Here is a 22,579-nt window from a genome sequence, read left to right on the forward strand (position 1 = left end):
GTGTCACACGGCAGGCAGGCGCGCGGCGCCGGGAGCGGGGTCAGGCTTCCTCCTTCGCCCGCGCGGCGAACTCCTCGCGCAGCTCGCGCTTGTAGAGCTTGCCGTTGGCCTCGCGCGGCAGCTCGGGGCGGAAGTCGAACAGGCGCGGCATCTTGATGCGGGCGAGTTGGGGGGCGAGGAAATCGCGCAGCTCCTGCTCCAGCGCGGCGGCGCCGTCGCCCCGCGCCGCGGCCATGTCGGCCGGCTGGACGACGGCGACGACTTTCTCCCCCAGGTCGGCATCGGGCGCGCCGATCACCGCCGCGTCCATGACTTTGTCGTGCGTTATCAGCAGGTTCTCGATCTCCTGCGGATAGATGTTGACCCCGCCGGAGATGATCATGTGGCTCTTGCGGTCGGTCAGGTAGAGGAAGCCGTCCTCGTCCACATGGCCGATGTCGCCCAGCGTCATCCACCCTTGCGGGTGCATCGCCTCCGCCGTCTTGGCCGGGTCGTTGTGATAAGTGGGGATCGTGTCGTTCTCGAAATAGATCAGCCCGTCGGCGCCGGCGGGCAGCTCCTCCCCGTCGGGCCCGCAGACGTGGACCTTGCCGTGGATCGCGGGGCCGACGGAGCCGGGGTGGGTCAGCCAGTCCTCGCTGCGGATCAGGGTCATCCCGATGCCTTCGGAGCCGGCGTAGTACTCGGTGACGATCGGGCCCCACCAGTCGATCATCGCGCGCTTGACCGGGATCGGGCAGGGCGCGGCGGCGTGGATCGCGCGCTGGTGGCTGGCGAGGTCGTGGCGGGTGCGCGCCGCCTCGTCGAGCTTGAGCATGCGGACGAAGTGGGTCGGGACCCACTGGCTGTCGGTCACGCGGTACCGCTCGATCGCGGCGAGCGCGGCTTCGGGATCGAACTTCTCCATCACCACGACCGTGCCGCCCAGGCGGTGGACCGTGCAGCACCAGCCGAGCGGCGCGGCGTGGTAGAGCGGGGCGGGCGAGAGATAGACCATCTCCCCGTCGGCCGGCATCCCCGCGCCCATCGTGGCGAGCATGACCAGCGGATTGCTCGCCTGCACGTCCGGCTCTTTCGGCGGGGCCGGGCGAATGCCCTTGGGTCGCCCGGTCGTGCCGGAGGAGTAGAGCATGTAGAGGCCGGGCCAGGGATCGTCGATCGGCCCCTCGGGCTGGCGGGCGAGCGCGGCTTCCAGCCCGTCTCCCGCATCGCCGCCGACGAGGTGGATCGTGAGGTCCGGCCGTTCGCGGCGCAGGACCTCCACGACATCGGCGAAGCGCGTCGAGGCGACGAGGCACTTCGCCCCGCTGTCCTCCAGGATATAGGCGATCTCGGGCGCGGTCAGCCGGGTCGAGACCGGGACCAGCATCGTGCCCGCGCGCTGCGATCCCCAGACGAGCTGGAGATAGAGCGCGTTGTTCTCCATCAGCAGGGCGAAGGCATCGTCGCGGCCCATGCCCTGTTCGCGCAGGAAATGGGCGAAGCGGTTGGCGGTGTCGTCCAGCTCGGCATACGTGACGGTCTCCCCCGATCCGGCCATTACGATGGCGGGGCGGTCGGGGCGTGTCTGGGCATGGGCTATCGGGTGCATCGGCGGTCTCTCTCCACTCGCTGCGCCCCGCTGGATCTGCGCCGGCCCGGATTTGCCCGGTGCCGGCTGGGGCGTCTGGTTGTGATAAGAAACCTAGCTTGCGCAGTCCTTGCGGCAAGCAAAAAGGCGGCGGGTCGCAACCCGCCGCCTTTTCAGGCATCCTCCGCGAATGCCGGCCCCGCCCGAGAGCGGGGCGTGAAAGGGTTATTCGTCCCCGCCGCCCATGCCGCCTTCGCCGGTGGCGAGTGCGAAGGCCTGCTGCGCCTCGCTCTCGATCATGTAGGGCATCGGGTTCACCGCCTTGCCGTTCACGCGCACTTCGTAATGGAGGTGCGGGCCGGTCGAGCGGCCGGTCGATCCGACATAGCCGATCAGGTCGCCTTTCCTGACCCGCTGACCATCGGCCACGGCCAGCTTGGACAAGTGGGCGTAGCGGGTCTGCAGGTTGGCGCCGTGTTCGATCTGGATGAACAGGCCGTAGCTGCTGAACCAGTTGGCGCGGCCTACGATACCGTCGGCCGTGGCATAGACGGGGGTGCCGGTCGGCGCGGCGAGATCGACCCCGCTATGCGCGCGCCGGCCGCCGAGCACCGGGTGGTTGCGCATCCCGTAATTGCTGGTGAGCCGCGAATCTTCGAGCGGCATGCGCGAGGGGACCGAGATCCCCGTGGTTGCGACCGGCTGTGCGCCGGTTCCGTCGAGCGAGCGCCAGCTGGCAAAGAGTTCGCGGAACTGCGCGTCGCCGCCCATCGGGCCGGCCTGGGCATCCTGCACCGGGGCGGACATGTCGGCCGCCGCGGCGCTGGAATTGGCGAGCGCCGGAGCGGCAGCGAGCGTGGCGGCGGCGGCGGCGGACATTGCCGCAGCGCGAGCGATCCGCCGGCTGAAAGGAGTTACGACCAAAAGTCCCGTCCTCTTTGTTCGCGGCGCGAGCGCCGCAGCGATCCGTATCCGCAATCGGAGGCAAGAAAGCCGTGCGGCATTTTTCTGGAGACTTGGGAACCCCCCGCCGTCTCAGGAATTGTGGGGTAACCGGGCATTCGCCCCGGAAGCAACACCGCCGTAGAACTCTCGCGACAAACCGGCTGCCGAACGCGCCGAGTCGTTGAACGGTGGTTTCAACGCCCCCCGAAAGTGCGTTTTTACGAGATTTTTCCAGCATTCTGGCGGATTCACGCCATCCGTCTCGCAACGAGCTACAAAATGTTTGGTACCGAACCGAACATGACGAATTTCGTCGTCAAGGATTCGTTGCAGGATGCGGGCACCGTCCTCGTCTCCGTGAGCACGTACACGATCCCGCGTGGTCGGGGTGACGTCGAGGCCGCGCGCTTCGAGTACCATAGGCACGACCGCCAATCGGGCGCGTACGTCGTGTCGAGTTTCATGCGCGGCTTGCCATAAACCGTCATGCGCTGGCAGTTTGCCATAGGCGCTGCCGAGGCGCCGCAGCTTGCGGTCGAGAAGCGCAAAATGCATTGCTTCGTCTGCAGCCACCGATAGGAAATCGTCCACGAAACCGCGCCCCATCTCGCCACCGAACCGACCGGCCATATCGAGCGCGAGATCAATCGCGACAAACTCGATGTGAGCCAGAGCGTGCCACAGGGCGATCCGGCCACGCTCCGAGCCGCCTTTGCCCCGCTTGGGCATGCGGTGGGGGGGCAGCAGCTCGGGCTCGGCGGGCCAGGCCGGGCTTTCGGGCATGGCGACATCGAATCGCCACGCGAGCCGTCCGAGCCGCCAGCGGCGGGCGACTTCGCGCGCGGCGAAGAGTTTCGCCTTCGGTTCGGGCGTCAGCAGGGCGCGGCGAATGGCCGCCGCGACCGATTCGCGCGGACCGGTCAAAGCGCGCGGGCGGCGTCGAGCACGTCCTGCGCGTGCCCTTTCACCTTCACCTTGTTCCACACTTGCGCGATCCGGCCTTCGGCATCGACCAGATAGGTCGTGCGGATCATGCCCATGAAGGTCTTGCCATACATCTTCTTTTCCCCCCACACGCCCAGCGTGTCGGACAGGCCGCCTTCCTCCGCATCGGTCGCCAGCGGGACCTTGAGGTCGTGCTTGGCGATGAAGTTGCGGTGCTTCTGCGGCGAATCCTTGCTCACGCCCAGGATCGCGGTGCCGGCCTTCTCGAACTCGCCGGCAAGTTCGGTGAAATCCTTCGCCTCGGTGGTGCAGCCGGGGGTATTGTCCTTCGGATAGAAGAACAGCACCAGCTTGCGCCCGCGGAAGTCGGACGGGCGCACGGTGCCGCCGTCGGGCGTTTCCATCGCCACGTCGGGCATCGGGTCGCCGGCTTGTGCAGGTTCGCTCATCGGTCTGTCTCCAGTCGTTCCTCGAATATTTCGTACCACGCGGAAGCCACGCATTGGCGTGCCGCCCCCAGCTTGTGCAAGACTTCGTTCAGGTCCGCGCAGCCGCAGGCCCCGGCCAGCGCGCGGGTGGCTGCCGGGGGCGGAGACACGAGGTCGGGTGCAAGCAGCCGCCCGGCCACCAGCAGCCGGGTCATCATCGTTTCCGCCTCGCGCATCGCCTCGGGCAAGAGGCCGCGCTCGACAAGACAGGCGATGGCCTGCCCCAGGTCGGGGAAGATGCAGCCGCCCTGGCGCGTGCTTTCGCGCAGCTGCAGGAAATGGACGAGAAATTCGAGGTCGACCAGTCCGCCGCGCAGCAGCTTGGCATCGAGCGACCCGCGTGGCGGCTTGTTCGCCGCCATGTCCGCGCGCATCCGCAGTACGTCGTGCCGCAACCCGTCGGGATCGCGCGGGCGGATCAGCGCGTCGGCGATCGCGCTTTCGAGCGCGGCGCGGGCTTCGGGCGAGCCGTAGAGCGGCCGTGCGCGGGTCAGCGCCATGTGTTCCCAGGTCCAGGCATCCTCGCGCTGGTAGCGGGCAAAGCTGTCGAGGCTGACCGCCAGCGGACCTTGCGCCCCCTGCGGCCGGAGCCGGGTATCGACTTCGTACAGCGCGCCCTGTGCGGTCGGCACGCTGAGCGCGCCGCTGACCCGCTGGGCGAGGCGATTGAAATAGAGCGTCGCGCCCAGCGGCCTCTCGCCGTCCGATTCGGCGCCGTGATCCCCGGTGAAAAGGTAGACGATATCGAGGTCGGACGCATGGGTCAGCGCGCCGCCGCCCAGCCGACCGAGGCCGAGGACAAGCAGTTCCCCGCCGGGCACCGTGCCATGGCGGGCGGCGAAATCCTGCTCGGTCGTGCGCGCCGCGATATCGAGCGCCGCCTCCGCCGTGCGCGAGAGTGCGGCGGCAATCTCCAGCGGGTCGTGAACCCGCTCGATCAACTGCACGCCGAGGGCGAAGCGCGTTTCCGCGGTGACGATACGAATGCGGTCGAGCGCGGCCTCGTAATCGTCGCCCGTTTCGCCGCGGGCCATGCGGGCGGCGAGTTCGGGGACATCGCCGGGCAGGTCGAGCGCGCTGCGGTCGATCAGCGCGTCGAGCAGGTCGGGCCGCCGGGCCAGTTCCTCGGCCAGCGGCGGCGCGAGCGTGAGCACGCCGACGAGCTGGTCGAGCAGGGCGGGCCGCGCGTCGAGCAGGCGGAACAGGTTGATTGCGCTCGATGCCTTGGTGATCAGGTCTTCCCACAGGATCAGCGCGCGGCGCGGATCGGGCGCCTCGGCCAGCGCTTCCAGCAGTCGCGGCAGGAGCGCGTCGAACGATGCCCGCGCCGCCTCGCTGCGCAGCGACCGGATGCGCCCGTCGCTCCATCCGGCGATCCGTTCGGCCAGCGCTTCGGGATCGGCGAAGCCCAGCCGCTCCAGGCGCGCAGGCAGGCTTTCCCCCGCCCCGGCCGGGGCGGCAGGCGTGCGGCCGTCCTTGTCGAGCAGGCGGGCGTAGCGGGCGGCGACGTCGGCGCACAGCGGGCGCAGGTCGGCCAGCAGGGCGGCGCCGTCGGCGAGGCCGTCGAGCCGCGCGACACGGTCGAGCGCTTCGCCTTCGGGCAAGGTGTGGGTCTGGTGATCCTCGATCATCTGCAGGCGGTGTTCGACCGTCCGCAGCCGGTCGTAGCTGTCGCCCAGGCATCGGGCGTCCTCCGCCGAGATTTGCCCGGCGGCGGCGAGAGCGTCGAGTGCGGCGCGGGTGCCGCGCTCGCGCAGGCCGCGATCGCGGCCGCCGTGGATCAGCTGATGCGCCTGGGCGAAGAACTCGATCTCGCGAATGCCGCCGCGTCCCTGCTTCAGATTGAAGCCCGGGCCGGGTTCGAGCGGGCCGGAGTACTGTTCGCGGATACGCGAGGTCAGCCGCCCGATGTCCTCGATCGCCCCGAAATCGAGGCTGCGGCGCCAGACGAACGGGCGGATCGCGGCCAGGAACTCCTCGCCCGCCGCGATGTCGCCGGCCGCCGGGCGCGCCCGGATGAAGGCCGCGCGCTCCCACGCGAGGGCGGAACTCTCGTAATGGCTCAGCGCCGCATCGAACGAGATCGCCAGCGGGCTGACTTCGGAGGCCGGGCGCAGTCGCAGGTCGACGCGGAAGACGTAGCCTTCGGCGGTATTGGCGGAGAGCAGCTGAACCACGTCGCGCGCATAGCGTTGCGCCGCCTCCCCCGGCTCGTCGCGCGCCCGCCGGGGGAGCGTCTCCGGGTCGTAGAGCAGGATCGGATCGATGTCGGAGCTGTAGTTGAGTTCCCCCGCGCCGTGCTTGCCCAGCGCCAGCGCGAGGAAACCGGCCGGTGCGGCGCCTTCCACGCGGCGCGCAATCGCCTCGCCGATCGCCCGGTCGAGCGCGCGGTCGGCGAGACCCGACAGCTCGGCCATGACCTGCGCGAGGGGGAAGGCGCCGGCAAGGTCGCCGATTGCCAGCGCGGTCGCCAGCGCAAGCCGCTCGCGCCGCAGGGCGGTTTCGCAGTTCGGCGCCCCTTCGCCCGCCGCCCGCGCCATCTCCAGCGCGTCCCCGCCCCGGCCCTGCCGCAAGAGGTCTTCCAGCGCGGGCTGCCGGTCGAGCGCGCGCGCGAGGAACGGCGCGTTGGCGCGGGCGCGGGCGATCGCGTCTGGCCAGTCGAAGCTCATGCGCGCTCCCTGCCCACTCGCTGCCGCCGGCACAAGCGCGCTGTGCCGCATGGCTTGCGGGCCGGCCCGCGACCTGCCAAGCATGGACCGTCGCAGAAATTCGAGAGAGTATCATCATGATCCGCCGCATTCTTGCCGCCACTGCCGTGCTGACGCTCGCCGCGTGCAACGGCGCCGTCGACGAAACCCGGGGCGATGCCGCGCTCGACATTCCCGAAGTCGAAGTGCCCGACATTTCGGTCGAGACCGTGCGCGAAGCGACTCGCGTATTGTCGTCCGACGAATTCGAAGGCCGCCTGCCGGGCACCGCGGGCGAGGAGAAGACCCTCGCCTATCTCGTCGAGCAGTTCGAGAAGGCCGGGCTGGAGCCGGGGAACGAGGGCAGCTGGTTCCAGGAGGTTCCGCTGGTCGAGATCACCGGGCGCGATTTCGCGCCGCTGACGGTGAAGGCCGGGGGCGAGACGATGGCGTTCGATTACGCCGACGACTGGGTGGGCGTTTCCTATCGCGAGACGCCCACGACCACCGTCGAAGACAGCGAACTGGTCTTCGTCGGATATGGCATCAACGCGCCGGAAAAAGGCTGGAACGATTACGAAGGCGTCGACATGACCGGGAAGACCGCGGTCATCCTGGTCAACGACCCCGATTACGAATCCGAAACGCTGGACGGCCCGTTCAACGGCAAGGCGATGACCTACTACGGCCGCTGGACCTACAAGTACGAGGAGGCCGCGCGCCAGGGTGCGACCGGCGCGATCATCGTGCACGACACTTACCCTGCGTCCTATGGCTGGACGACGGTCCGCAACAGCTGGTCCGGTGCGCAGGCCTATGCCCAGCGCGAGGACGGCGGGGCCGACCAGACGGTTATGAACGGCTGGATCCAGAAGCCGGTGGCCGAACGGATACTCGAAGCGACCGGCCATAGCCTGGCCGAGCTTTCGGAAGCGGCGAAGAAGAAGGGCTTCAAGGCCGTGCCGCTGGGCGCGACGGTGTCGACCTCGTTCGAAAACGACACGCGCAGCTTCGCCTCGAAGAACGTGATCGGCATTCTTCCGGGCGCCGAGCGCCCCGACGAATACGTGCTCCACACCGCGCACTGGGACCATCTGGGCAAGTGCGCGCCGGGCGAAGAGGACGAAATCTGCAACGGCGCGATCGACAATGCCACGGGCACCGCCGCGCTGATCGCTCTGGCCGAGGCCCATGCCCGGGCCGGCGCGCCCGATCGCAGCCTCGTGTTCCTGGCCGTTACGGCCGAGGAGCAGGGCCTGCTGGGGTCGGAGTATTACGCCGCCAACCCGGTCTTCCCGCTCGAACAGACGGTTGGCGGGGTCAACATGGATGCGCTGTCGCTCGCCGGACCGGCGAACGATGTCACCGTGGTCGGCCCGGGCAAGTCGCAGCTCGACGATTTCCTCACCGCCGCGCTGACGGCGGAAGGCCGCGTCGGCACGCCCAACCCCTCTCCCGAGGCGGGTTACTACTATCGTTCCGACCACTTCAGCATGGCCAAGCGCGGCCTGCCGATGCTCTATGTCGATGGCGGGCAGGACCTTGTCGACGGCGGCACCGAGGCGGGCAAGGCCTACGAAGACCGTTATCGCGAAACGGCCTATCACGCCGTCGGCGACGAGTTCGACGAGAACTGGGACTGGTCGGGCGTCGCGCAGGATCTGCGCCTCTATTACCGCCTCGGCCGCATGCTCGCGATGTCGACGTCGTGGCCCAACTGGCGCGAAGGCGACGAATTCCGCCGCACCCGGGATGAAGCCTGTACGGCGGCAGAGGACGGCTGCTGAACCGGCTCGGCTGACGGCGAGGGCCATGGCGATGCCCCCGATGCCGCCCGAATGGGCGCCGCAGGACTGGCTATGGATCGGCTTCCCCCACGATGCCGGCGAATGGCCCGGCTATCTGGAGCGCGCGCAGGAACAGATCGCGGCTTTCGCCAATACGGTCGCCGAAAGCGGGCAGGCCGTGCGCCTGCTCGTGCGCGATGCGGCGAACGAAGCGCGGGCGAGGGCGCTCGTTTCGGCCGGCGTGACGCTGGAGCGGCGCGCGTTCGGGGACATCTGGCTGCGCGACACCGGGCCTCTGGTGCGTGCCGACGGATCGGCGCTGCGCTGCGGCTTCAACGGCTGGGGCGGCAAGTACGAAATGGCCGGCGACCGGGAGATCGGGGCCGATCTGGCGCGCGACGCCGGCTTGCCGCTGGCCGTGTCGGACTGGATCCTCGAAGGTGGGGCGATCGACGGCGACGGCACCGGCCTCGTCGTCACCACCGAACAGTGCCTGCTCAACCCCAATCGCAACCCTTCGCTCTCGCGGCAGGAGATCGAGCGGTGGCTGGCGCGCGATCTCGGCTTCGACCGGGTGCTGTGGCTGGGCGAGGGGCTGGTCAACGACCACACCGACGGGCACGTCGACAACCTTGCGCGCTTCGTCGCGCCGGGTCGGCTGGCACTGCCGCGTGCGACTGGCTCGGGCGACCCCAATGCCGCGATTTATGCCGATGCGAAAACCCGGGCCGAGGCGTTTGGAGTGGAGGTCTGCGAAATCCCCTCGCCGGGCCTGGTGACGCGGGGGGACCTGATCGAACCGGCGAGCTACGCCAATTTCGCGATCACCACGAACCTCGTGGTGGTGCCGACTTTCGGCTCGATCCACGACGACGACGCGGTGGCTGCCATCGCCGCGCTGTTCCCCGACCGCGCGACCATCGGCCTTCCCGCCGATGCCGTCCTGGCCGGCGGGGGCGGATTCCATTGCGCCAGCCAGCAGATGCCGGCGCAGGTGCTCGGCGATTAACCTTTCGTCAGCCTTGTCGGTCGATAAGGGCGACGATGACCCATGGTGCCAAACTAGCAGATCGCATCGAATCCGCGGCGAGCGAGGTCCTGCGTGCGGCGCTTGTCAGCGGCTGTGCGCTCGCGCTGATCGCCGCCGGCCCTGCATCTCTCTTCTTCTGAAGTCTTCCCCCGCAAAGATCAGGCAATCGGCCACAGCGCGTCGACCGGGCGCTCCAGCACTTTTGCGGCGACCGGGTGAAGCACCTCCGGCGCAAGGCGCCCGTCGGCGGCGGCCTGCGCGATCCAGCGTTCGATATCGCCACCGGTTTCGGTCCAGCCATCTTGTCTCAGCAGGCCATAAAGCCCCGCGGCGAGCACGTGGATGCCATCGTCGGCCTTGCGCCAGCGATTGGCGGGATTGCGCGCGACGCCGAGCGCTTCGCTGATCAATTGGTCGAGAGCCTGACAGACGTCTTCGTTGAGCATCCCTTCAAGCGTTGTGTAGCCCCATTTGGGATCGTGCTCGCGGACGATGCGCACGATCAGCGCGTCGCGCTCGAGAACGGATAGCGCCGCCTTGGCAGCGGGACCGTCCATCGGGAACGGCGGATGAAGCATTTCGTGGGCTGCGATCCGTACGGTTGTTGCAGTGTTGTAATCGGCAGCCTGGACGAATGTCTGGCCCGCCATTTTCGCGGCGTGCGGCCTGGAGAACGCCAGCAGCACGATATTGATGACCGGATCGAAGGTTCGCCCGGTCAGCTTTTCCTGCCAACGAACGACATCGTAATCGCCCAGGGCGCGAGAAACCTCGGCGATTCGGTTCTCGAACCCGGCCCCCAGCGTCGCCTCGCGAAGGGCGGCGAAGTCGGCGTCGCGCATCGCGGTGAAGACCTGCAGCAGCCTTGCGGCGCGCTGTGCAAACCAGTCCCATCGTTCTTCCGATCCGCTGGGATTGGCCGCATAGCTCGGCCGGAGGCGGGTCATCGGATCGGCAAGCAATGCAATGACCGAATCGAGCGTGGTTACCCGCGCGCTGCTGAGCGTGTTCGCGAGCATCGGCCATAGCAACCCGAACGAAGACGATTCCGCTTCGGCCGCCAGATTCGGGATATCCTCGCGCACGGCGGGGGGCAAGTTCGCGGCAAAGGCATCGGCTTCGGCGGCGTAGAAGCGGCGATAAAGCTCGCCCCCGCTGAGTGCGCCGAGAAAGGCGATGGCGTCGTAGCCTTCCGACCCGCCGACCTGCCATCGTGTACGCGGTGGCGAAGGCAGTCGGGCGAGAAGGGGCGCGGCAGGGAGCGCGAGCGCTGCGGAAAGAAACAATCGGCGATCCATGCCGCCGGTCTAGGCGTTCGAAATCTTGCGGGCTTGAACGGACTTTGCCCGGACGATCACATGCTGCCGCGGTTCAGGCCTCGCCCGGATCGCCGGTGTCGCTGCGCCGGAGGAAGGAGGGTGCCGTGCCCGTCAGCGTCCGGGCCGAACGGGCGAGATGGGCCTGATCGGCAAATCCGCATTCTGCTGCCAGTGCCGCGAGAGAGCCGGACCAGTCGGCCAGCGCAAGCAGGGCACGCCGCGTGCGCGTTTCGAGCCGGAAACGCTTGGGGGAAACGCCATAGACGCGGGAGAACCCGCGGCTGACCGAGGCGGGGTCCAGCCCGACCTCGTGCGCCCAGTCGCGAATTGCGAATGTCTCGTCGGTCGAGAGCGCCCGGGCGAGCAGGTCGGGCCAATCCACCGCCTCTATCGCGCGAGGGCGAAAATCGGCCCGCACCGCTTCCGCCGCGGCAACCGGGTCGCGCTCCGCCAGACGCACGATCGCGTCGGGGTCGGCGACGGTTCCAGGCCCTTCGTCCAGCCCCGCCGCCAAGGGAAGGTTGAGAACGCGCGCGCCGCGTGTCCCAAACCGGTCGCGATGGGCCGACCAGGGGTGGTGGACCACCACTGTCCCCGGTGCGGCCCGCAGACGGCCGGTCTCGCCGGCTTCCTCGTACCCGCCTTCCAGAACGAGCGCGATATAGCCATCGGTGTGGCGATGGCGGTCGAGCGCTGCCCCCGGTTCATGGCGCTCGGGCGCTGCGCAGGTCACCCGCGCAGGTCCGGCGGCGATGCCGCCTCGCGCAGCATTGCGATTGCATCGTCGAGCGGCATGACTTTCTGTTGCCGTTCACCCAGTGTGCGCACCGCGACGGTGCCTTCCTCCGCCTCGCGTTTGCCGACCACCAGCAGGTGGGGGACTTTGGCCAGCGAGTGTTCGCGCACCTTGTAGTTGATCTTCTCGTTCCTGAGGTCGCGTTCGGCGCGGATTCCTGCCGCTTCGAGCTTGGCCGCGACGTCGTTCGCATAACTGTCGGCATCGGAAACGATCGTCGCCACCACGGCCTGCGTCGGCGCGAGCCAGACCGGGAGACGGCCGGCGTAGTGTTCGATCAGGATGCCGATGAAGCGTTCGTAGGAACCGAAGATCGCGCGGTGCAGCATGACCGGGCGGTGCTTCTCGCCATCTTCGCCGACATATGTGGCGTCGAGCCGTTCGGGCAGCACGCGGTCCGACTGGATCGTGCCGACCTGCCAGGTGCGGCCGATCGCGTCGGTCAGATGCCATTCGAGCTTGGGAGCATAGAACGCGCCTTCGCCGGGCAGTTCCTCCCACCCGTATTCCTCGGTTGCCATGCCGGCATCGATCACCGCCTGGCGCAGCTCCGCCTCGGCCTTGTCCCAGTCGGCATCGCTGCCGAAACGCTGTTCGGGGCGCAGGGCCAGCTTGATCTCGTAAGAGAAGCCGAAATCCTTGTAGATCCGGTCGGCCAGCTCGCAGAACTTGCGCACCTCGTCGACGATCTGCGCTTCGGTGCAGAAGATGTGGGCGTCGTCCTGCGTGAACTGGCGCACGCGCATCAGCCCGTGAAGCGCGCCGTGCGGCTCGTTGCGGTGGCAGCACCCGTTTTCGTAGAGGCGCAGCGGCAGGTCGCGATAGCTGGTGATGCCCTGCTTGAAGACCAGCACATGCGCCGGGCAGTTCATCGGCTTGAGCGCCATCCAGTCGGCGGCGTCGGACACCAGCGGCCCCTCGTCCTCGACATTGGGCACTTCGTCGGGGATGACGAACATGTTCTCGCGATACTTGCCCCAGTGGCCGGACTGCTCCCATTGGCGCGCGTCCATCACTTGCGGCGTCTTGATCTCGCGATAGCCGGCTTCGTCGATCGCGCGGCGCATATAGGATTCGAGCGCGCGCCAGATGCGATAGCCCTGGGGGTGCCAGAAGACGCTGCCGTGCGCTTCTTCCTGCAGGTGGAACAGGTCCATCTCGCGGCCCAGCTTGCGATGGTCGCGCTTGGCCGCTTCCTCCAGCCTGTGAAGATGCGCGTCGAGCTGTTTCTTGTTGAGCCAGCCGGTGCCGTAGATCCGCGTGAGCTGGGCGTTGCGCTGGTCGCCGCGCCAGTAGGCGCCGGCCACCCGCATCAGCTTGAACGCCTGCGGGTCGAGCTTGCCGGTGGAAGCGAGGTGCGGGCCGCGGCACATGTCGAGCCAGTCGTCGCCCGACCAATACACCGTCAGCTCTTCGCCCTCGGGCAATTCCCTCGCCCATTCGGCCTTGAACGTTTCGCCTTCGGACTGCCACTTGTCGATCAGCGCCTCGCGGCTCCAGACTTCGCGGCGCAGCGGTTTGTCGGCGCGAATGATCTCGCGCATCTTCTCCTCGATCGCGGGCAGGTCGTCCATCGAGAACGGATCGCGGCTGTCGGGCGCTTTCACGTCGTAATAGAAACCGTCTTCCGTCGCCGGGCCGAAAGTGATCTGCGTGCCCGGCCAGAGGGCCTGGACCGCCTCCGCCAGGACGTGGGCATAGTCGTGACGGACCAGCTCCAGCGCATCGGCCTCGTCGCGCGCGGTGATCAGCGCCAGTTCGGCATCGCCTTCGAAGGCGCGGTTGAGGTCGCGCACCTCGCCGTCGACGCGAGCGGCGAGCGCCGCCTTGGCCAGCCCCGGTCCGATCGCGGCGGCAACATCGGCCGGCGTGGTGCCCGGCTCGACCTCGCGCACCGATCCGTCTGGCAGGCTGATCTTGAGCAGTTCCGTCATCGTTTTCCGTTACCGTTGTTATGTTGCGGCGCCCGCGGCAGCCGCCGTCTGCGGGTGCCATGGCACAGGCGCGCGCGCGCTTGAAGAGCGGCGTTGGCCGGATGGCGATTTCGGGGAGGAACGCCGCACCACCCGAAACCGGGCGGCGGCGGATCGCGTCAGCGCGCGACCGACCGCACCCGGGCACGCCGGGCGGTGGTAGTCGCGGTTGAGCGATGCGCGTTCATGAACGTTCGAGATAGCGGCGAGAGGCCGACGCATCAAGCCGCTTCGGCAGTTGCACGATAGCCTGTCGTCCCGCAGCGGAAAGACATGGCAAGAATCGATGTCATTCTGTCATGCTTGCTTGACATGCCCAGCCTCCTGTGTCTATGGTCCTTTACATCGAATCAAGGGAGCTTGACTCATGCCCGCAATTCGCCCCTTCCTCTGGGCTATCGCCGTTTTCGCCGTCGCCCTGCTCGACATCGCCGATGTGCTGCCCGGCTGGGCCACGATCGCGGCGGTCCTGACGCTGCCGTTCATGGCTGCGGTTTCGGGAATGCGCTGCCGCTATGCGGCGGGAGGCGACCGATGAGCGGCGATCGACCCGGGGCCGGCAGCAGACACCCCGGCCGCCCGCGCTGGCTGTGGGCCGGGCTAATGTTCGTATCGTTCGCGGCGATCGCAGGCTTGCGCATGAGCGGTGCGATCAACGAACCGACCGGTTTCGTCCTGCTTGCGGTGGCGATGCTGCTGATGATTCCGCTGGTCCGCGCCGGACTGGCCCACCGGCGGCAAACCGGCCATCTCAGCCCCGCCGTCGTGCGCTACACCCGGCGTTTTCTCGGCGCGACCTTCGGCTACGTGCTCGGCATGGGCCTCGCCGTCATGCTGCACGAACGGATGGACCTTAGCGGGCCGGAAGCCATCGCCATCGCCCTGCTGCCCGTGGTGCCGATCTTCGCGATGATCTGGGCGATGGGCCGCTATCTGGTCGAGGAGGAGGATGAGTTTCTGCGCCACCGGGCGACGCTCGCGTCGCTCTTCGGCCTCGGGGTCGTGCTCGCCCTGGGCAGCTTCTGGGGCTTTCTCGAAACATTCGGCGTGGCGCCGCATATCTGGGCCTGGTGGACTTTCCCCGTCTGGGCGATCGGCATGGGGCTGGCCCAGTGCTGGATGGCGTGGCGCGACCGTGCGGGGGCCGAAGGGTGAAGAACCGGCTCAAGGTGCTTCGCGCCGAACGCGACTGGAGCCAGCAGGATCTGGCGCAGCGGCTCGAAGTTTCGCGCCAGAGCGTGAACGCGATCGAGACGGGCCGCTACGATCCCTCGCTTCCGCTGGCCTTCCGCATTGCCGCATTGTTCGAAATGCCGATCGAAGCTATATTCCAGCCGGACTGATGAGGGACAGATGAAGCACGTCGCTGCACTGCTGCTTGCCTGCCTGCTCGTTGCCGGATGCGGTGAGCAGTCGGAAGAGCCGTCGCATTTCCAATACGTGCCCGCGCTCTATTGACGCGGGTTGCCATTGCCCCCGCCGGGCGGGCATGGCCACGCGCATGACCGACGATATCGATTTCCACCGGCTCGGCGATGGCCGCCGCATCGCTTTCCGACACTTTGCCGGCCACGGCGATGGCGCCGCGCAGCCGACGCTGGTGTTCCTGCCCGGCTATATGTCCGACATGGCGGGCGGGAAGGCGACTGCGGTGTTCGGGTGGGCCAGGTCGCGCGGGCAGCCCTGCCTTCTGCTCGACTATTCGGGATGCGGCCGCAGCGGGGGCGAATTTGCCGAGGGCACTTTGTCGCGCTGGCGCGAAGAAGTGCTCGCGCTGGTCGCGTCGCGTGCAGAAGGGCCGGTGACCCTGATCGGGTCCTCGATGGGCGGATGGCTCATGCTGCTCGCCGGCGAAGCGCTCGGCCCCCGTATGGCCGGCATGGTCGGAATCGCCGCGGCGCCCGATTTTTCCGACTGGGGTTTCGACGAACGGCAGAAAGCCGATCTGGCCGCCGGGCGAACGGTGCTGGAAGACAATCCCTACGGTCCCGAACCCACGCCGACCTATCCGGCGTTCTGGCAGGATGCGCAGGACAACCGCCTGCTGGAGCGCGAGATCGCGGTCGATTGCCCGGTGCGCCTGCTGCATGGCCAGCGCGATCCCGACGTGCCCTGGGAAACCAGCTTGCGGACCGCAGCGGCGCTGCGTTCGGACGACGTACAGGTGACATTGGTGAAAGACGGCGATCACCGCCTGTCGCGCGAACAGGATATCGACCTGCTGTTGCGAACGCTCGCCGCGCTCCCCATCCAATAGCAGGCACCGCCAAATCAGGAGCCTGCCCGAATGACCCCGCTTCTCGCCCTCCTGCTCCAGGTCGGCCCCGCGCCGACGCTGGAGCCGATCTCGCCCCTTCCGCCGGAAATGGAGCAGCAACGCGCCGACCGCGCGCGCCGCGACGCCTATGTCGAGGTGGGCCCGCCGACCAGCCGGCTCGCGCAGTGCCTCGCGCGCACCCGGCGCGATCCCGGCGGAGCGGTGGAAGAAGCCGAGGCCTGGCTGGCGTCGGCAAGCGGTGCGGAGCGCGGCGATGCCGGCCAGTGCCTCGGGGTTGCGCAGGCGCAGCTGGGGCAAGGCGCGGCGTCGGCCGAGACTTTCCTCGCCGCGCGCGACGCCACCCCGGCCGACGATCGTCGGGCGCGGGCGCTGCGGGGCGCGCTGGCGGGGGGTGCGCTGCTGGCCGAAGGCGATCCGGCCGCCGCCCTCGCGTTGCTCGACACGGCGCGCGAGGACGCCCGGGCCGCCGCCGAAGGGGAGATTGCAGGCCAGATCGCGATCGACCGGGCCATCGCGCTGGTGGCGCTGGATCGTGCGGACGAGGCCGCCGATGCGCTCGCGGCGGCGCGTGCCGCCTTGCCCGACAATGCCCAGGCCTGGCTGCTTTCGGCGACGCTTTCGCGCCGCGCCGGCGATCTGGCCGAAGCGCAGGTGCGGATCGAGCGCGCGGCCGTGCTGGCGCCGCTCGACCCGGCAGTGGGCCTGGAGGCTGGCGTGATCGCCGCCATGGCCGGGCGCGACGAAGCCGCTCGGCGCAGCTGGCGCTCGGTGATCGAAGCGGCTCCGGGCAGCCAGGCCGCCATCGCCGCGCAGCGCTACCTCGACAGATTGGACGACGCATGATCGATTTTTCCGTTCTCGACCTCGTTCCGGTGCGCGAAGGCGGCACGCTGGAGGAAGCCTATGCCGCCTCCGCCGCTCTCGCCCGTACGGCCGAGGCCACCGGGTGCAAGCGATTCTGGATCGCCGAACATCACGCGATGGAGGGGATCGGGGGCGGTGCGACATCCGTCGTCATCGCGCATATCGGGCAGGCGACCTCCACCATTCGCATCGGTGCGGGCGGGATCATGCTGCCCAACCACAACCCTTTCGTGATCGCCGAACAGTTCGGCACGCTGGCCGCGCTGTTCCCCGGCCGGGTCGATCTCGGGCTCGGGCGTGCGCCCGGTGCCGGGCCGGAGCTGCAGCGCGCCTTGCGCAAGGATCTGCACCGCGCGGCCGAGCTGTTCCCGCAGGACGTGGCGGAACTGCGCGCCATGCTGTCGGGCGATCCGGAACTGCCTATCCGTCCGACACCCGGCTTCGGCGCCGATGTCGAGATGTGGATGCTCGGCTCCAGCCTGTTCGGGGCGCAGCTCGCCGCGCGCCTGGGCCTGCCCTATGCCTTCGCGAGCCATTTCGCGCCGACGCATCTCGACGCGGCGCTCGCGCTCTATCGGCGGGACTTTCAGCCTTCGGAAGCGCTGGAGAAACCGCGCGTCATGGCGGCCATGACGGTGTTCGCCGCGGAAACCGCCGAAGAAGCCGAGCTGATCGCCTCGTCGCAGGCGCAAAGCTTCGTCCGGCTGCGCACCGGCAACCCGGGGCGCCTGCCGCCGCCCGTCCCCGGCTATCGCGACAGCCTGCCGCCGCAGGCACGCGCGATCCTCGACCATATCGGCGAGGCGTCGGCAATCGGCACGCCCCACGACGTCAGGGCGAAGATCGAGGCGTTCGTCGACCGAACCGGGGCAGACGAAATCATGCTGTCGGGCGCGACTTACGCGCCCGAGGCGCGCATCCGCATGCTGGAGCTGGTGACCGAGGCGATGGGCTGAGCGCGGCGCCATCCGGCCGCTCCGGCGTGCAGCCGTGCGCTGTGGAGGACTTGTTCGCCGTAGGGGAAATGCGCGCCGGAAACGTGGCTTGCGGCGCGAACGACTTGGGCGTAGTCGCGCAACATTATTGCCGCATCGGCGGTGTCTTTGGGCGGGCGTCAAGCGCCCGATGGAGCGATTTCGATGAGTTCGAGTGCAGCTGCGTCTTCGGGCAAGTCCCGCCGCGGACAGGCCGGCCTTTCCTCTCTCGTCGGGACTTTGACCGACCGGATTTGCGATTCGCTGCTGCCCGGCGATACGCCGTTCGCGAAGGAGAAGGTGCGCGAGGCCGCCGCCTTCATGCTCGAAGCGGCAGCGCGGCGCGAGCGCGGCGAAGCGTCGATCGCCCTCGCCTCCGCCACCGACGAGCGGCGTTTCATGCGGATCGCGCTGGTCAACGACGACATGCCGTTCCTGGTCGATTCGGTCGCGGCGACGATCGCAGCCCAGGGCCTCGCGATCGATCGCCTGGTCCACCCCGTGGTTCACGTTCGCCGCGACGACGACGGCGCATTGCGCGAGATTGCCGGGCAGCGCGGCGACGACACGCGCCGTGAATCGATGATCTACGTCGAGACGGTGCGGATCGACGCGCGCCAGCGGCGCGTGCTGGAGCGCGAGCTGCGGACCACGCTCGCCGACGTCCATGCCGCCGTATCCGACTGGCCGAAAATGCGCGAGGCGATGCGCGCCGACGCCGCCCGAATCGAGGATGTCGAAGGGGCGGAGCTGCTCCGCTGGCTGGAAAGCGGAATGCTGACCCAGCTCGGCCACTTGCGGCGCCATCGCGACGGAAGCCACTCGGGCCTGCTCGGCATCTGCCGCAAGAGCGCGAGGCAGATCCTCGCCGACGCGTCCTACGATCGCGCGTTCGAGTGGTTCGGCGCGGCGGACGAAGGGCGCGAACTGTTGATTATCAAGGCCAACCGCCTTTCCAACGTGCACCGCCGCGTTCCGCTCGACCTGTTCATCACGCCGATCCGCGAGGACGGCGAAGTCGTCGCCCTGTCGATCCATGCCGGCGTGTGGACCAGCGCGGCGCTGGCCGCGTCTCCTGCACAAGTGCCACGCCTGCGCGCGCAGGTTTCCGGCCTTATGGAGAAGTTCGAATTCGATGCCGGCGGCCATGCCGGAAAGGCGCTCGTTCACGCGCTCACCGCGCTGCCGCACGATCTCGTGATCGGTTTTTCCGCAGAGGATATCGAGCGGGTCGCGACCGCGATGATGAGCCTGGTCGATCGCCCGCGCCCCCGGCTTGCTCTGGTCGAGGCGCCGCTGGCCCGGCACCTGTTCGCATTCGTGTGGATGCCGCGCGACATGCTTTCGACCCAGGTTCGCCACCGGATCGAGGACCTGCTGGAAGAAGGCGCCGGGGCCACGATGCTCGACTGGAGCCTGCAGGTTGAAGGCGGCAATCTGGCCATGTTGCGCTTCGTGCTCGACTTGCGCGGCGGGCAGGTCTCGACGCCGGAAGCCGAGCTGGAGGCGCGCCTGCAGAAAATGCTGCGCGGCTGGGCCGAAGCGGTCGAGAGCGAACTGGCCGAGCAGATGGAGGCCGGCCGCGCCGCCGCGATCGCGACCCGTTTCGCCGAAGCGTTTCCGGCCGCCTATCGGGCGGATTACGGCGCGGCCGAGGCTGCGCTGGATATCGCCCGGATGCGCCATCTCTCGGCTCTCGAGTCCGAAGCGCCCAGCGGTGCGCCGCTGCAACGCGACGCGCGCCTCTATGCGCTCGACGGCGATCCCGAAGCCGAACTGCGGCTCAAGATCTACGAGCACGAAGGGGCACTGCCGTTGTCGGACGCGGTGCCGGCGCTGGAAAATTTCGGCTTCCGGGTGCTCGCGGAAATCCCCACGCCGCTGGACGAAGGGCGCCTGGGCACGATCCACGACTTCACCCTTGCCCTGCCCGAAACGGATACCCTGGCGGCGCTGCTCGAGCGTGCCGACGCGATCGAGGAAGCGATCGCGGCAGTGCTCAACGGATCGGCGGAGGACGATCCGTTCAACCGCCTGGTGATCGGCGCGGCGCTGAGCGCCGACGAGGCCAACTGGCTGCGCGCCTTCTATCGCTATTTGCGGCAGGCGGGGGTGAGCTTCACGATCTACACCGTGGTCGACGCGCTCGACCGCGCGCCGGATGTGACGCGTGCCCTGGTGCGCCTGTTCGCAGCACGCAACGATCCCGATTTCGCCGGCGACCGCGAAGCCGCGACCCGCGAATGCGAGGATGCGATCAAGCAGGGGCTCGCCGGGGTTGCGGCGATCAACGACGATCGCCTCCTGCGGCTCTATCACGCGGTGATCGGCGCCATCCTGCGGACCAACGCCTTTGCTCCCGCGGGGCAGGAGGCGCTGGCGTTCAAGATCGATTCGCAGCTCGTGCCCAACTTGCCCCGGCCGATTCCCTGGCGGGAAATCTTCGTCTATTCGCGGCGGGTGGAAGGCATTCACTTGCGCGCCGGCCCCGTCGCGCGCGGGGGGCTGCGCTGGTCCGACCGGCGTGACGACTTCCGCACCGAGATCCTCGGCCTGATGAAGGCGCAGCGGGTCAAGAACGCGGTCATCGTGCCCACCGGGGCCAAGGGCGGGTTCTATCCCAAGCAGCTTCCGGCCCCCGAAAGGGACCGCGCCGCCTGGGCGGCCGAAGGGCAGGCGAGCTACGAGATATTCATCCGCACCCTGCTGTCGGTGACCGACAACCTGGAAGGCGACAAGGTCGTCCATCCCCCGCGGGTGGTGATCCGCGACGGGGAAGACCCCTATTTCGTGGTCGCGGCCGACAAGGGCACGGCGCGTTTTTCCGACGTTGCCAACGCCATTGCGGACAAGCGCGACTTCTGGCTCGGCGACGCTTTCGCCAGCGGCGGCTCGAACGGATACGATCACAAGGCGATGGGAATCACCGCGCGCGGGGCGTGGGTCTCGGTCCAGCGGCACTTCCTCGAACTGGGCGTCGACGTGCAGCGCGATCCGGTGCGCGTGGCCGGTTGCGGCGACATGTCGGGCGACGTGTTCGGCAATGGCATGTTGCTGTCGAAAGCGATCAAGCTGGTCGCGGCTTTCGACCATCGGCATATCTTCATCGATCCCGACCCCGATCCCGCGGCGAGCTGGAAAGAGCGCAAGCGACTGTTCGACCTGCCGGCATCGAGCTGGGAGGATTACGACAAGGCCCTGATTTCGAAGGGCGGCGGCGTCTGGCCGCGAACGATGAAGCGCATTCCGCTGTCGGCCGCCATGCGCAAGATGCTGGGCACCGACGCGAAAGAGATGGAGCCCGAAGCGCTGATTTCGGCCATCCTGCGGGCCGAAGTGGATCTGATCTGGTTCGGCGGCATCGGCACTTACGTGAAGAGCCGGGCGGAAAACAACGTTCAGGTGGGCGATCCGGCGAACGATTCCCTGCGCGTCGATGCGGCCGATCTGCGCGCGAAAGTGATCGGCGAGGGTGCCAACCTCGGGGTTACCCAGGCCGGGCGGATCGAATTCGCGCTGCGCGGCGGAAGGATCAACACCGATTTCATCGACAACTCCGCCGGGGTCGACTGCTCGGACAACGAGGTCAATATCAAGATCGCGCTGGCCGGCGCGCGGCGGGCGGGGCGCCTTTCGGAGCCGCGGCGCAATGCGCTGCTGGTGGAAATGACCGACGAGGTCGCCGAACTGGTGCTCGAAGACAATCGCCTGCAGGCGCTGGCCCTGTCGATCGCCGAACTGGGCGGGGCCAAGGCGACCGCCTCGCAACTGCGCCTGATCGAAACGCTCGAGGATCGCGGCTATCTTGATCGCCGCACTGAAGGCCTTGCCGATGGCGAAGCCCTGGCCCGCCGGGCCAGCGACGGCGCGGGCCTGACCAGACCCGAGCTCGCGGTGCTGCTGTCCTCGACCAAGCTGGTGTTGCAGGATGCCATCGAGCAGGCGGCGTTGCCCGACGATCCCGCGCTCGAAGCCGATCTGTTCGAGTATTTCCCCGCCCCGATGCGCGGCAAGTTCAAGACGCAGATCCTCGAGCACCGGCTGCGCCGCGAGATCATCGCGACGAGCCTGGCGAACCGGATCGTGAACCGTCTCGGGCTGGTCAATCCGTTCGAGCTTGCCGAAGAGGAGGGGGTGGAGCTGGCGCAGGTCGCGGCGGCGTTCGTCGCGGCGGAAAAGCTGTTCGGTATCGAGGACTTGTGGGACCGCCTCGACCGGACCGCGATGGTGGAAACCGCGCGCATCATGCTGTTCGACCGTGTCGCGACCGCGATGCGCAGCCAGATGGCCGACCTGCTGCGGGCGGGCGTCGGACGCGTCGGCCCGTCGCAGATCGTCGAGGAACTGGCCAAAGGTATCGCAGAACTCGCCGCCGGAACCGAGGGGCTGCTCGCGGCCGAATCGCGTCAGCAATCGGAAAAGATGCGCGCCGCCTTCGCCGAGAAGGGAGCGCCTGCCGACCTCGCCGCCGACGTCGCGCACTTGTTCGACATGGATGGCGCGGTCGGCCTGGCCCGGCTCGCGCGCGACGCGGAAATCGGCCCGCGCGCGCTTACCGGCGCCTTTACCGACCTGGGCGCGCGGCTCGGGCTCGACTGGGCCCAGGGAACCGCTGCGCTGATGGACCCGTCCGACGTGTGGGAACGCCTGCTCGTTGCCGGCCTGGCGCGCGATTTTCAGCAGATGCGGCTCGACTTCCTTCGGCGGTTGTCGCGGCGCAAGGATGCGAAAAGTGATCCGGTCGGCGCGGTCAGCAGCTGGGCGGAAGAGAACGGCACGGCCATTCGCCAGTTTCGCGCCATGATCGGGCGCGCGCAGGCGCAATCGCCGGTCGCGCCGGCGATGCTCGCGCAGATTGCCAGCCAGGCGCGGAATCTGCTCGGGCGATAGGGTTCGTTGCCGGGCGGGCTTGACCCGGCTGCC

General features: G+C 68.4%; 18 protein-coding genes. 10 read left to right on the forward strand and 8 right to left on the reverse strand.

All coding sequences use genetic code 11. The features are described from left to right. Positions 1–40 precede the first annotated feature (40 nt). From V5F89_RS03680 to glnE, 5 genes are all read right to left on the reverse strand, one after another. Positions 41–1,591 (reverse strand): acyl-CoA synthetase, encoded by a 1,551-nt coding sequence (locus tag V5F89_RS03680; protein WP_338446904.1) that lies wholly within the window; start codon positions 1,589–1,591, stop codon positions 41–43. A gap of 204 nt (positions 1,592–1,795) precedes the next feature. Next, complete coding sequence (locus V5F89_RS03685) at positions 1,796–2,449, reverse strand: M23 family metallopeptidase (protein ID WP_338446905.1); 654 nt, start codon at positions 2,447–2,449, stop codon at positions 1,796–1,798. Positions 2,450–2,605: 156 nt separating this feature from the next. After that, on the reverse strand, positions 2,606–3,439 hold the full coding sequence (locus V5F89_RS03690; protein WP_338446906.1) for a ferritin-like domain-containing protein: 834 nt from the start codon (positions 3,437–3,439) through the stop codon (positions 2,606–2,608). Next, positions 3,436–3,909, reverse strand: a complete 474-nt coding sequence (locus V5F89_RS03695) for a peroxiredoxin (RefSeq protein WP_338446907.1) — start codon at positions 3,907–3,909, stop codon at positions 3,436–3,438. Before V5F89_RS03695 ends, V5F89_RS03690 begins: the two co-directional genes overlap by 4 nt. Then, entirely contained in the window at positions 3,906–6,617 is a 2,712-nt protein-coding gene (gene glnE, locus V5F89_RS03700) for a bifunctional [glutamate--ammonia ligase]-adenylyl-L-tyrosine phosphorylase/[glutamate--ammonia-ligase] adenylyltransferase (protein WP_338446908.1), read from the reverse strand. Before glnE ends, V5F89_RS03695 begins: the two co-directional genes overlap by 4 nt. Positions 6,618–6,733: 116 nt before the next feature. Here glnE and V5F89_RS03705 point away from each other — a divergent pair, with 116 nt between their 5' ends. Genes V5F89_RS03705 through V5F89_RS03715 form a run of 3 tightly spaced genes read left to right on the forward strand, consistent with a single transcriptional unit; the run spans position 6,734 to position 9,592 of the window. After that, positions 6,734–8,422 (forward strand): M28 family metallopeptidase, encoded by a 1,689-nt coding sequence (locus V5F89_RS03705; RefSeq protein WP_338446909.1) that lies wholly within the window; start codon positions 6,734–6,736, stop codon positions 8,420–8,422. A 25-nt stretch (positions 8,423–8,447) separates the two neighbouring features. Further along, a complete protein-coding gene (locus V5F89_RS03710) occupies positions 8,448–9,431 on the forward strand; it encodes an agmatine deiminase family protein (RefSeq protein ID WP_338446910.1) in 984 nt (327 codons plus the stop codon). Positions 9,432–9,466: 35 nt separating this feature from the next. Next, the gene (locus tag V5F89_RS03715; RefSeq protein ID WP_338446911.1) at positions 9,467–9,592 is read left to right on the forward strand and encodes a hypothetical protein; all 126 of its coding nucleotides are present in this window, start codon (positions 9,467–9,469) and stop codon (positions 9,590–9,592) included. 18 nt (positions 9,593–9,610) lie between these two features. Here the strand turns inward: V5F89_RS03715 and V5F89_RS03720 are convergent, their stop codons facing one another. The 3 genes from V5F89_RS03720 to thrS form a co-directional block, all read right to left on the reverse strand. Further along, positions 9,611–10,750, reverse strand: a complete 1,140-nt coding sequence (locus V5F89_RS03720; protein WP_338446912.1) for a hypothetical protein — start codon at positions 10,748–10,750, stop codon at positions 9,611–9,613. A 73-nt stretch (positions 10,751–10,823) separates the two neighbouring features. Then, complete coding sequence (locus V5F89_RS03725; protein ID WP_338446913.1) at positions 10,824–11,504, reverse strand: helix-turn-helix transcriptional regulator; 681 nt, start codon at positions 11,502–11,504, stop codon at positions 10,824–10,826. Continuing rightward, on the reverse strand, positions 11,501–13,501 hold the full coding sequence (thrS, locus tag V5F89_RS03730; RefSeq protein ID WP_338446914.1) for a threonine--tRNA ligase: 2,001 nt from the start codon (positions 13,499–13,501) through the stop codon (positions 11,501–11,503). Before thrS ends, V5F89_RS03725 begins: the two co-directional genes overlap by 4 nt. 406 nt (positions 13,502–13,907) lie before the next feature. Here thrS and V5F89_RS03735 point away from each other — a divergent pair, with 406 nt between their 5' ends. The 7 genes from V5F89_RS03735 to V5F89_RS03765 all read left to right on the forward strand — a co-directional run bounded on the left by V5F89_RS03735 (position 13,908) and on the right by V5F89_RS03765 (position 22,546). Further along, positions 13,908–14,078, forward strand: a complete 171-nt coding sequence (locus V5F89_RS03735) for a hypothetical protein (RefSeq protein ID WP_338446915.1) — start codon at positions 13,908–13,910, stop codon at positions 14,076–14,078. Next, positions 14,075–14,695: a hypothetical protein gene (locus V5F89_RS03740; protein ID WP_338446916.1), complete on the forward strand. Its 621-nt coding sequence runs from the start codon at positions 14,075–14,077 to the stop codon at positions 14,693–14,695. Before V5F89_RS03735 ends, V5F89_RS03740 begins: the two co-directional genes overlap by 4 nt. Continuing rightward, a complete protein-coding gene (locus V5F89_RS03745; RefSeq protein WP_338446917.1) occupies positions 14,692–14,883 on the forward strand; it encodes a helix-turn-helix transcriptional regulator in 192 nt (63 codons plus the stop codon). The genes V5F89_RS03740 and V5F89_RS03745 overlap by 4 nt, the downstream gene beginning before the upstream one ends. Before the next feature lie 158 nt (positions 14,884–15,041). Continuing rightward, positions 15,042–15,797, forward strand: coding sequence for an alpha/beta hydrolase (locus V5F89_RS03750; protein WP_338446918.1), 756 nt, complete (start codon positions 15,042–15,044; stop codon positions 15,795–15,797). A 30-nt stretch (positions 15,798–15,827) separates the two neighbouring features. Then, positions 15,828–16,661, forward strand: coding sequence for a hypothetical protein (locus tag V5F89_RS03755; RefSeq protein ID WP_338446919.1), 834 nt, complete (start codon positions 15,828–15,830; stop codon positions 16,659–16,661). Then, positions 16,658–17,638 (forward strand): LLM class flavin-dependent oxidoreductase, encoded by a 981-nt coding sequence (locus V5F89_RS03760; protein WP_338446920.1) that lies wholly within the window; start codon positions 16,658–16,660, stop codon positions 17,636–17,638. Before V5F89_RS03755 ends, V5F89_RS03760 begins: the two co-directional genes overlap by 4 nt. 183 nt (positions 17,639–17,821) lie before the next feature. Continuing rightward, complete coding sequence (locus tag V5F89_RS03765) at positions 17,822–22,546, forward strand: NAD-glutamate dehydrogenase (protein ID WP_338446921.1); 4,725 nt, start codon at positions 17,822–17,824, stop codon at positions 22,544–22,546. Positions 22,547–22,579: the final 33 nt, after the last annotated feature.

Source organism: Pelagerythrobacter marensis (assembly GCF_036700095.1).
Taxonomy (GTDB): domain Bacteria; phylum Pseudomonadota; class Alphaproteobacteria; order Sphingomonadales; family Sphingomonadaceae; genus Pelagerythrobacter; species Pelagerythrobacter marensis_A.

Coding starts and splice junctions, on each gene's coding strand:
- V5F89_RS03680 (WP_338446904.1), bottom strand. CDS start 1,591: ATGCACCCGATAGCCCATGCCCAGACACGCCCCGACCGCCCCGCCATC.
- V5F89_RS03685 (WP_338446905.1), bottom strand. CDS start 2,449: ATGTCCGCCGCCGCCGCCGCCACGCTCGCTGCCGCTCCGGCGCTCGCC.
- V5F89_RS03695 (WP_338446907.1), bottom strand. CDS start 3,909: ATGAGCGAACCTGCACAAGCCGGCGACCCGATGCCCGACGTGGCGATG.
- glnE (WP_338446908.1), bottom strand. CDS start 6,617: ATGAGCTTCGACTGGCCAGACGCGATCGCCCGCGCCCGCGCCAACGCG.
- V5F89_RS03705 (WP_338446909.1), top strand. CDS start 6,734: ATGATCCGCCGCATTCTTGCCGCCACTGCCGTGCTGACGCTCGCCGCG.
- V5F89_RS03710 (WP_338446910.1), top strand. CDS start 8,448: ATGGCGATGCCCCCGATGCCGCCCGAATGGGCGCCGCAGGACTGGCTA.
- V5F89_RS03715 (WP_338446911.1), top strand. CDS start 9,467: ATGACCCATGGTGCCAAACTAGCAGATCGCATCGAATCCGCGGCGAGC.
- V5F89_RS03720 (WP_338446912.1), bottom strand. CDS start 10,750: ATGGATCGCCGATTGTTTCTTTCCGCAGCGCTCGCGCTCCCTGCCGCG.
- thrS (WP_338446914.1), bottom strand. CDS start 13,501: ATGACGGAACTGCTCAAGATCAGCCTGCCAGACGGATCGGTGCGCGAG.
- V5F89_RS03735 (WP_338446915.1), top strand. CDS start 13,908: ATGCCCGCAATTCGCCCCTTCCTCTGGGCTATCGCCGTTTTCGCCGTC.
- V5F89_RS03740 (WP_338446916.1), top strand. CDS start 14,075: ATGAGCGGCGATCGACCCGGGGCCGGCAGCAGACACCCCGGCCGCCCG.
- V5F89_RS03750 (WP_338446918.1), top strand. CDS start 15,042: ATGACCGACGATATCGATTTCCACCGGCTCGGCGATGGCCGCCGCATC.
- V5F89_RS03755 (WP_338446919.1), top strand. CDS start 15,828: ATGACCCCGCTTCTCGCCCTCCTGCTCCAGGTCGGCCCCGCGCCGACG.
- V5F89_RS03760 (WP_338446920.1), top strand. CDS start 16,658: ATGATCGATTTTTCCGTTCTCGACCTCGTTCCGGTGCGCGAAGGCGGC.
- V5F89_RS03765 (WP_338446921.1), top strand. CDS start 17,822: ATGAGTTCGAGTGCAGCTGCGTCTTCGGGCAAGTCCCGCCGCGGACAG.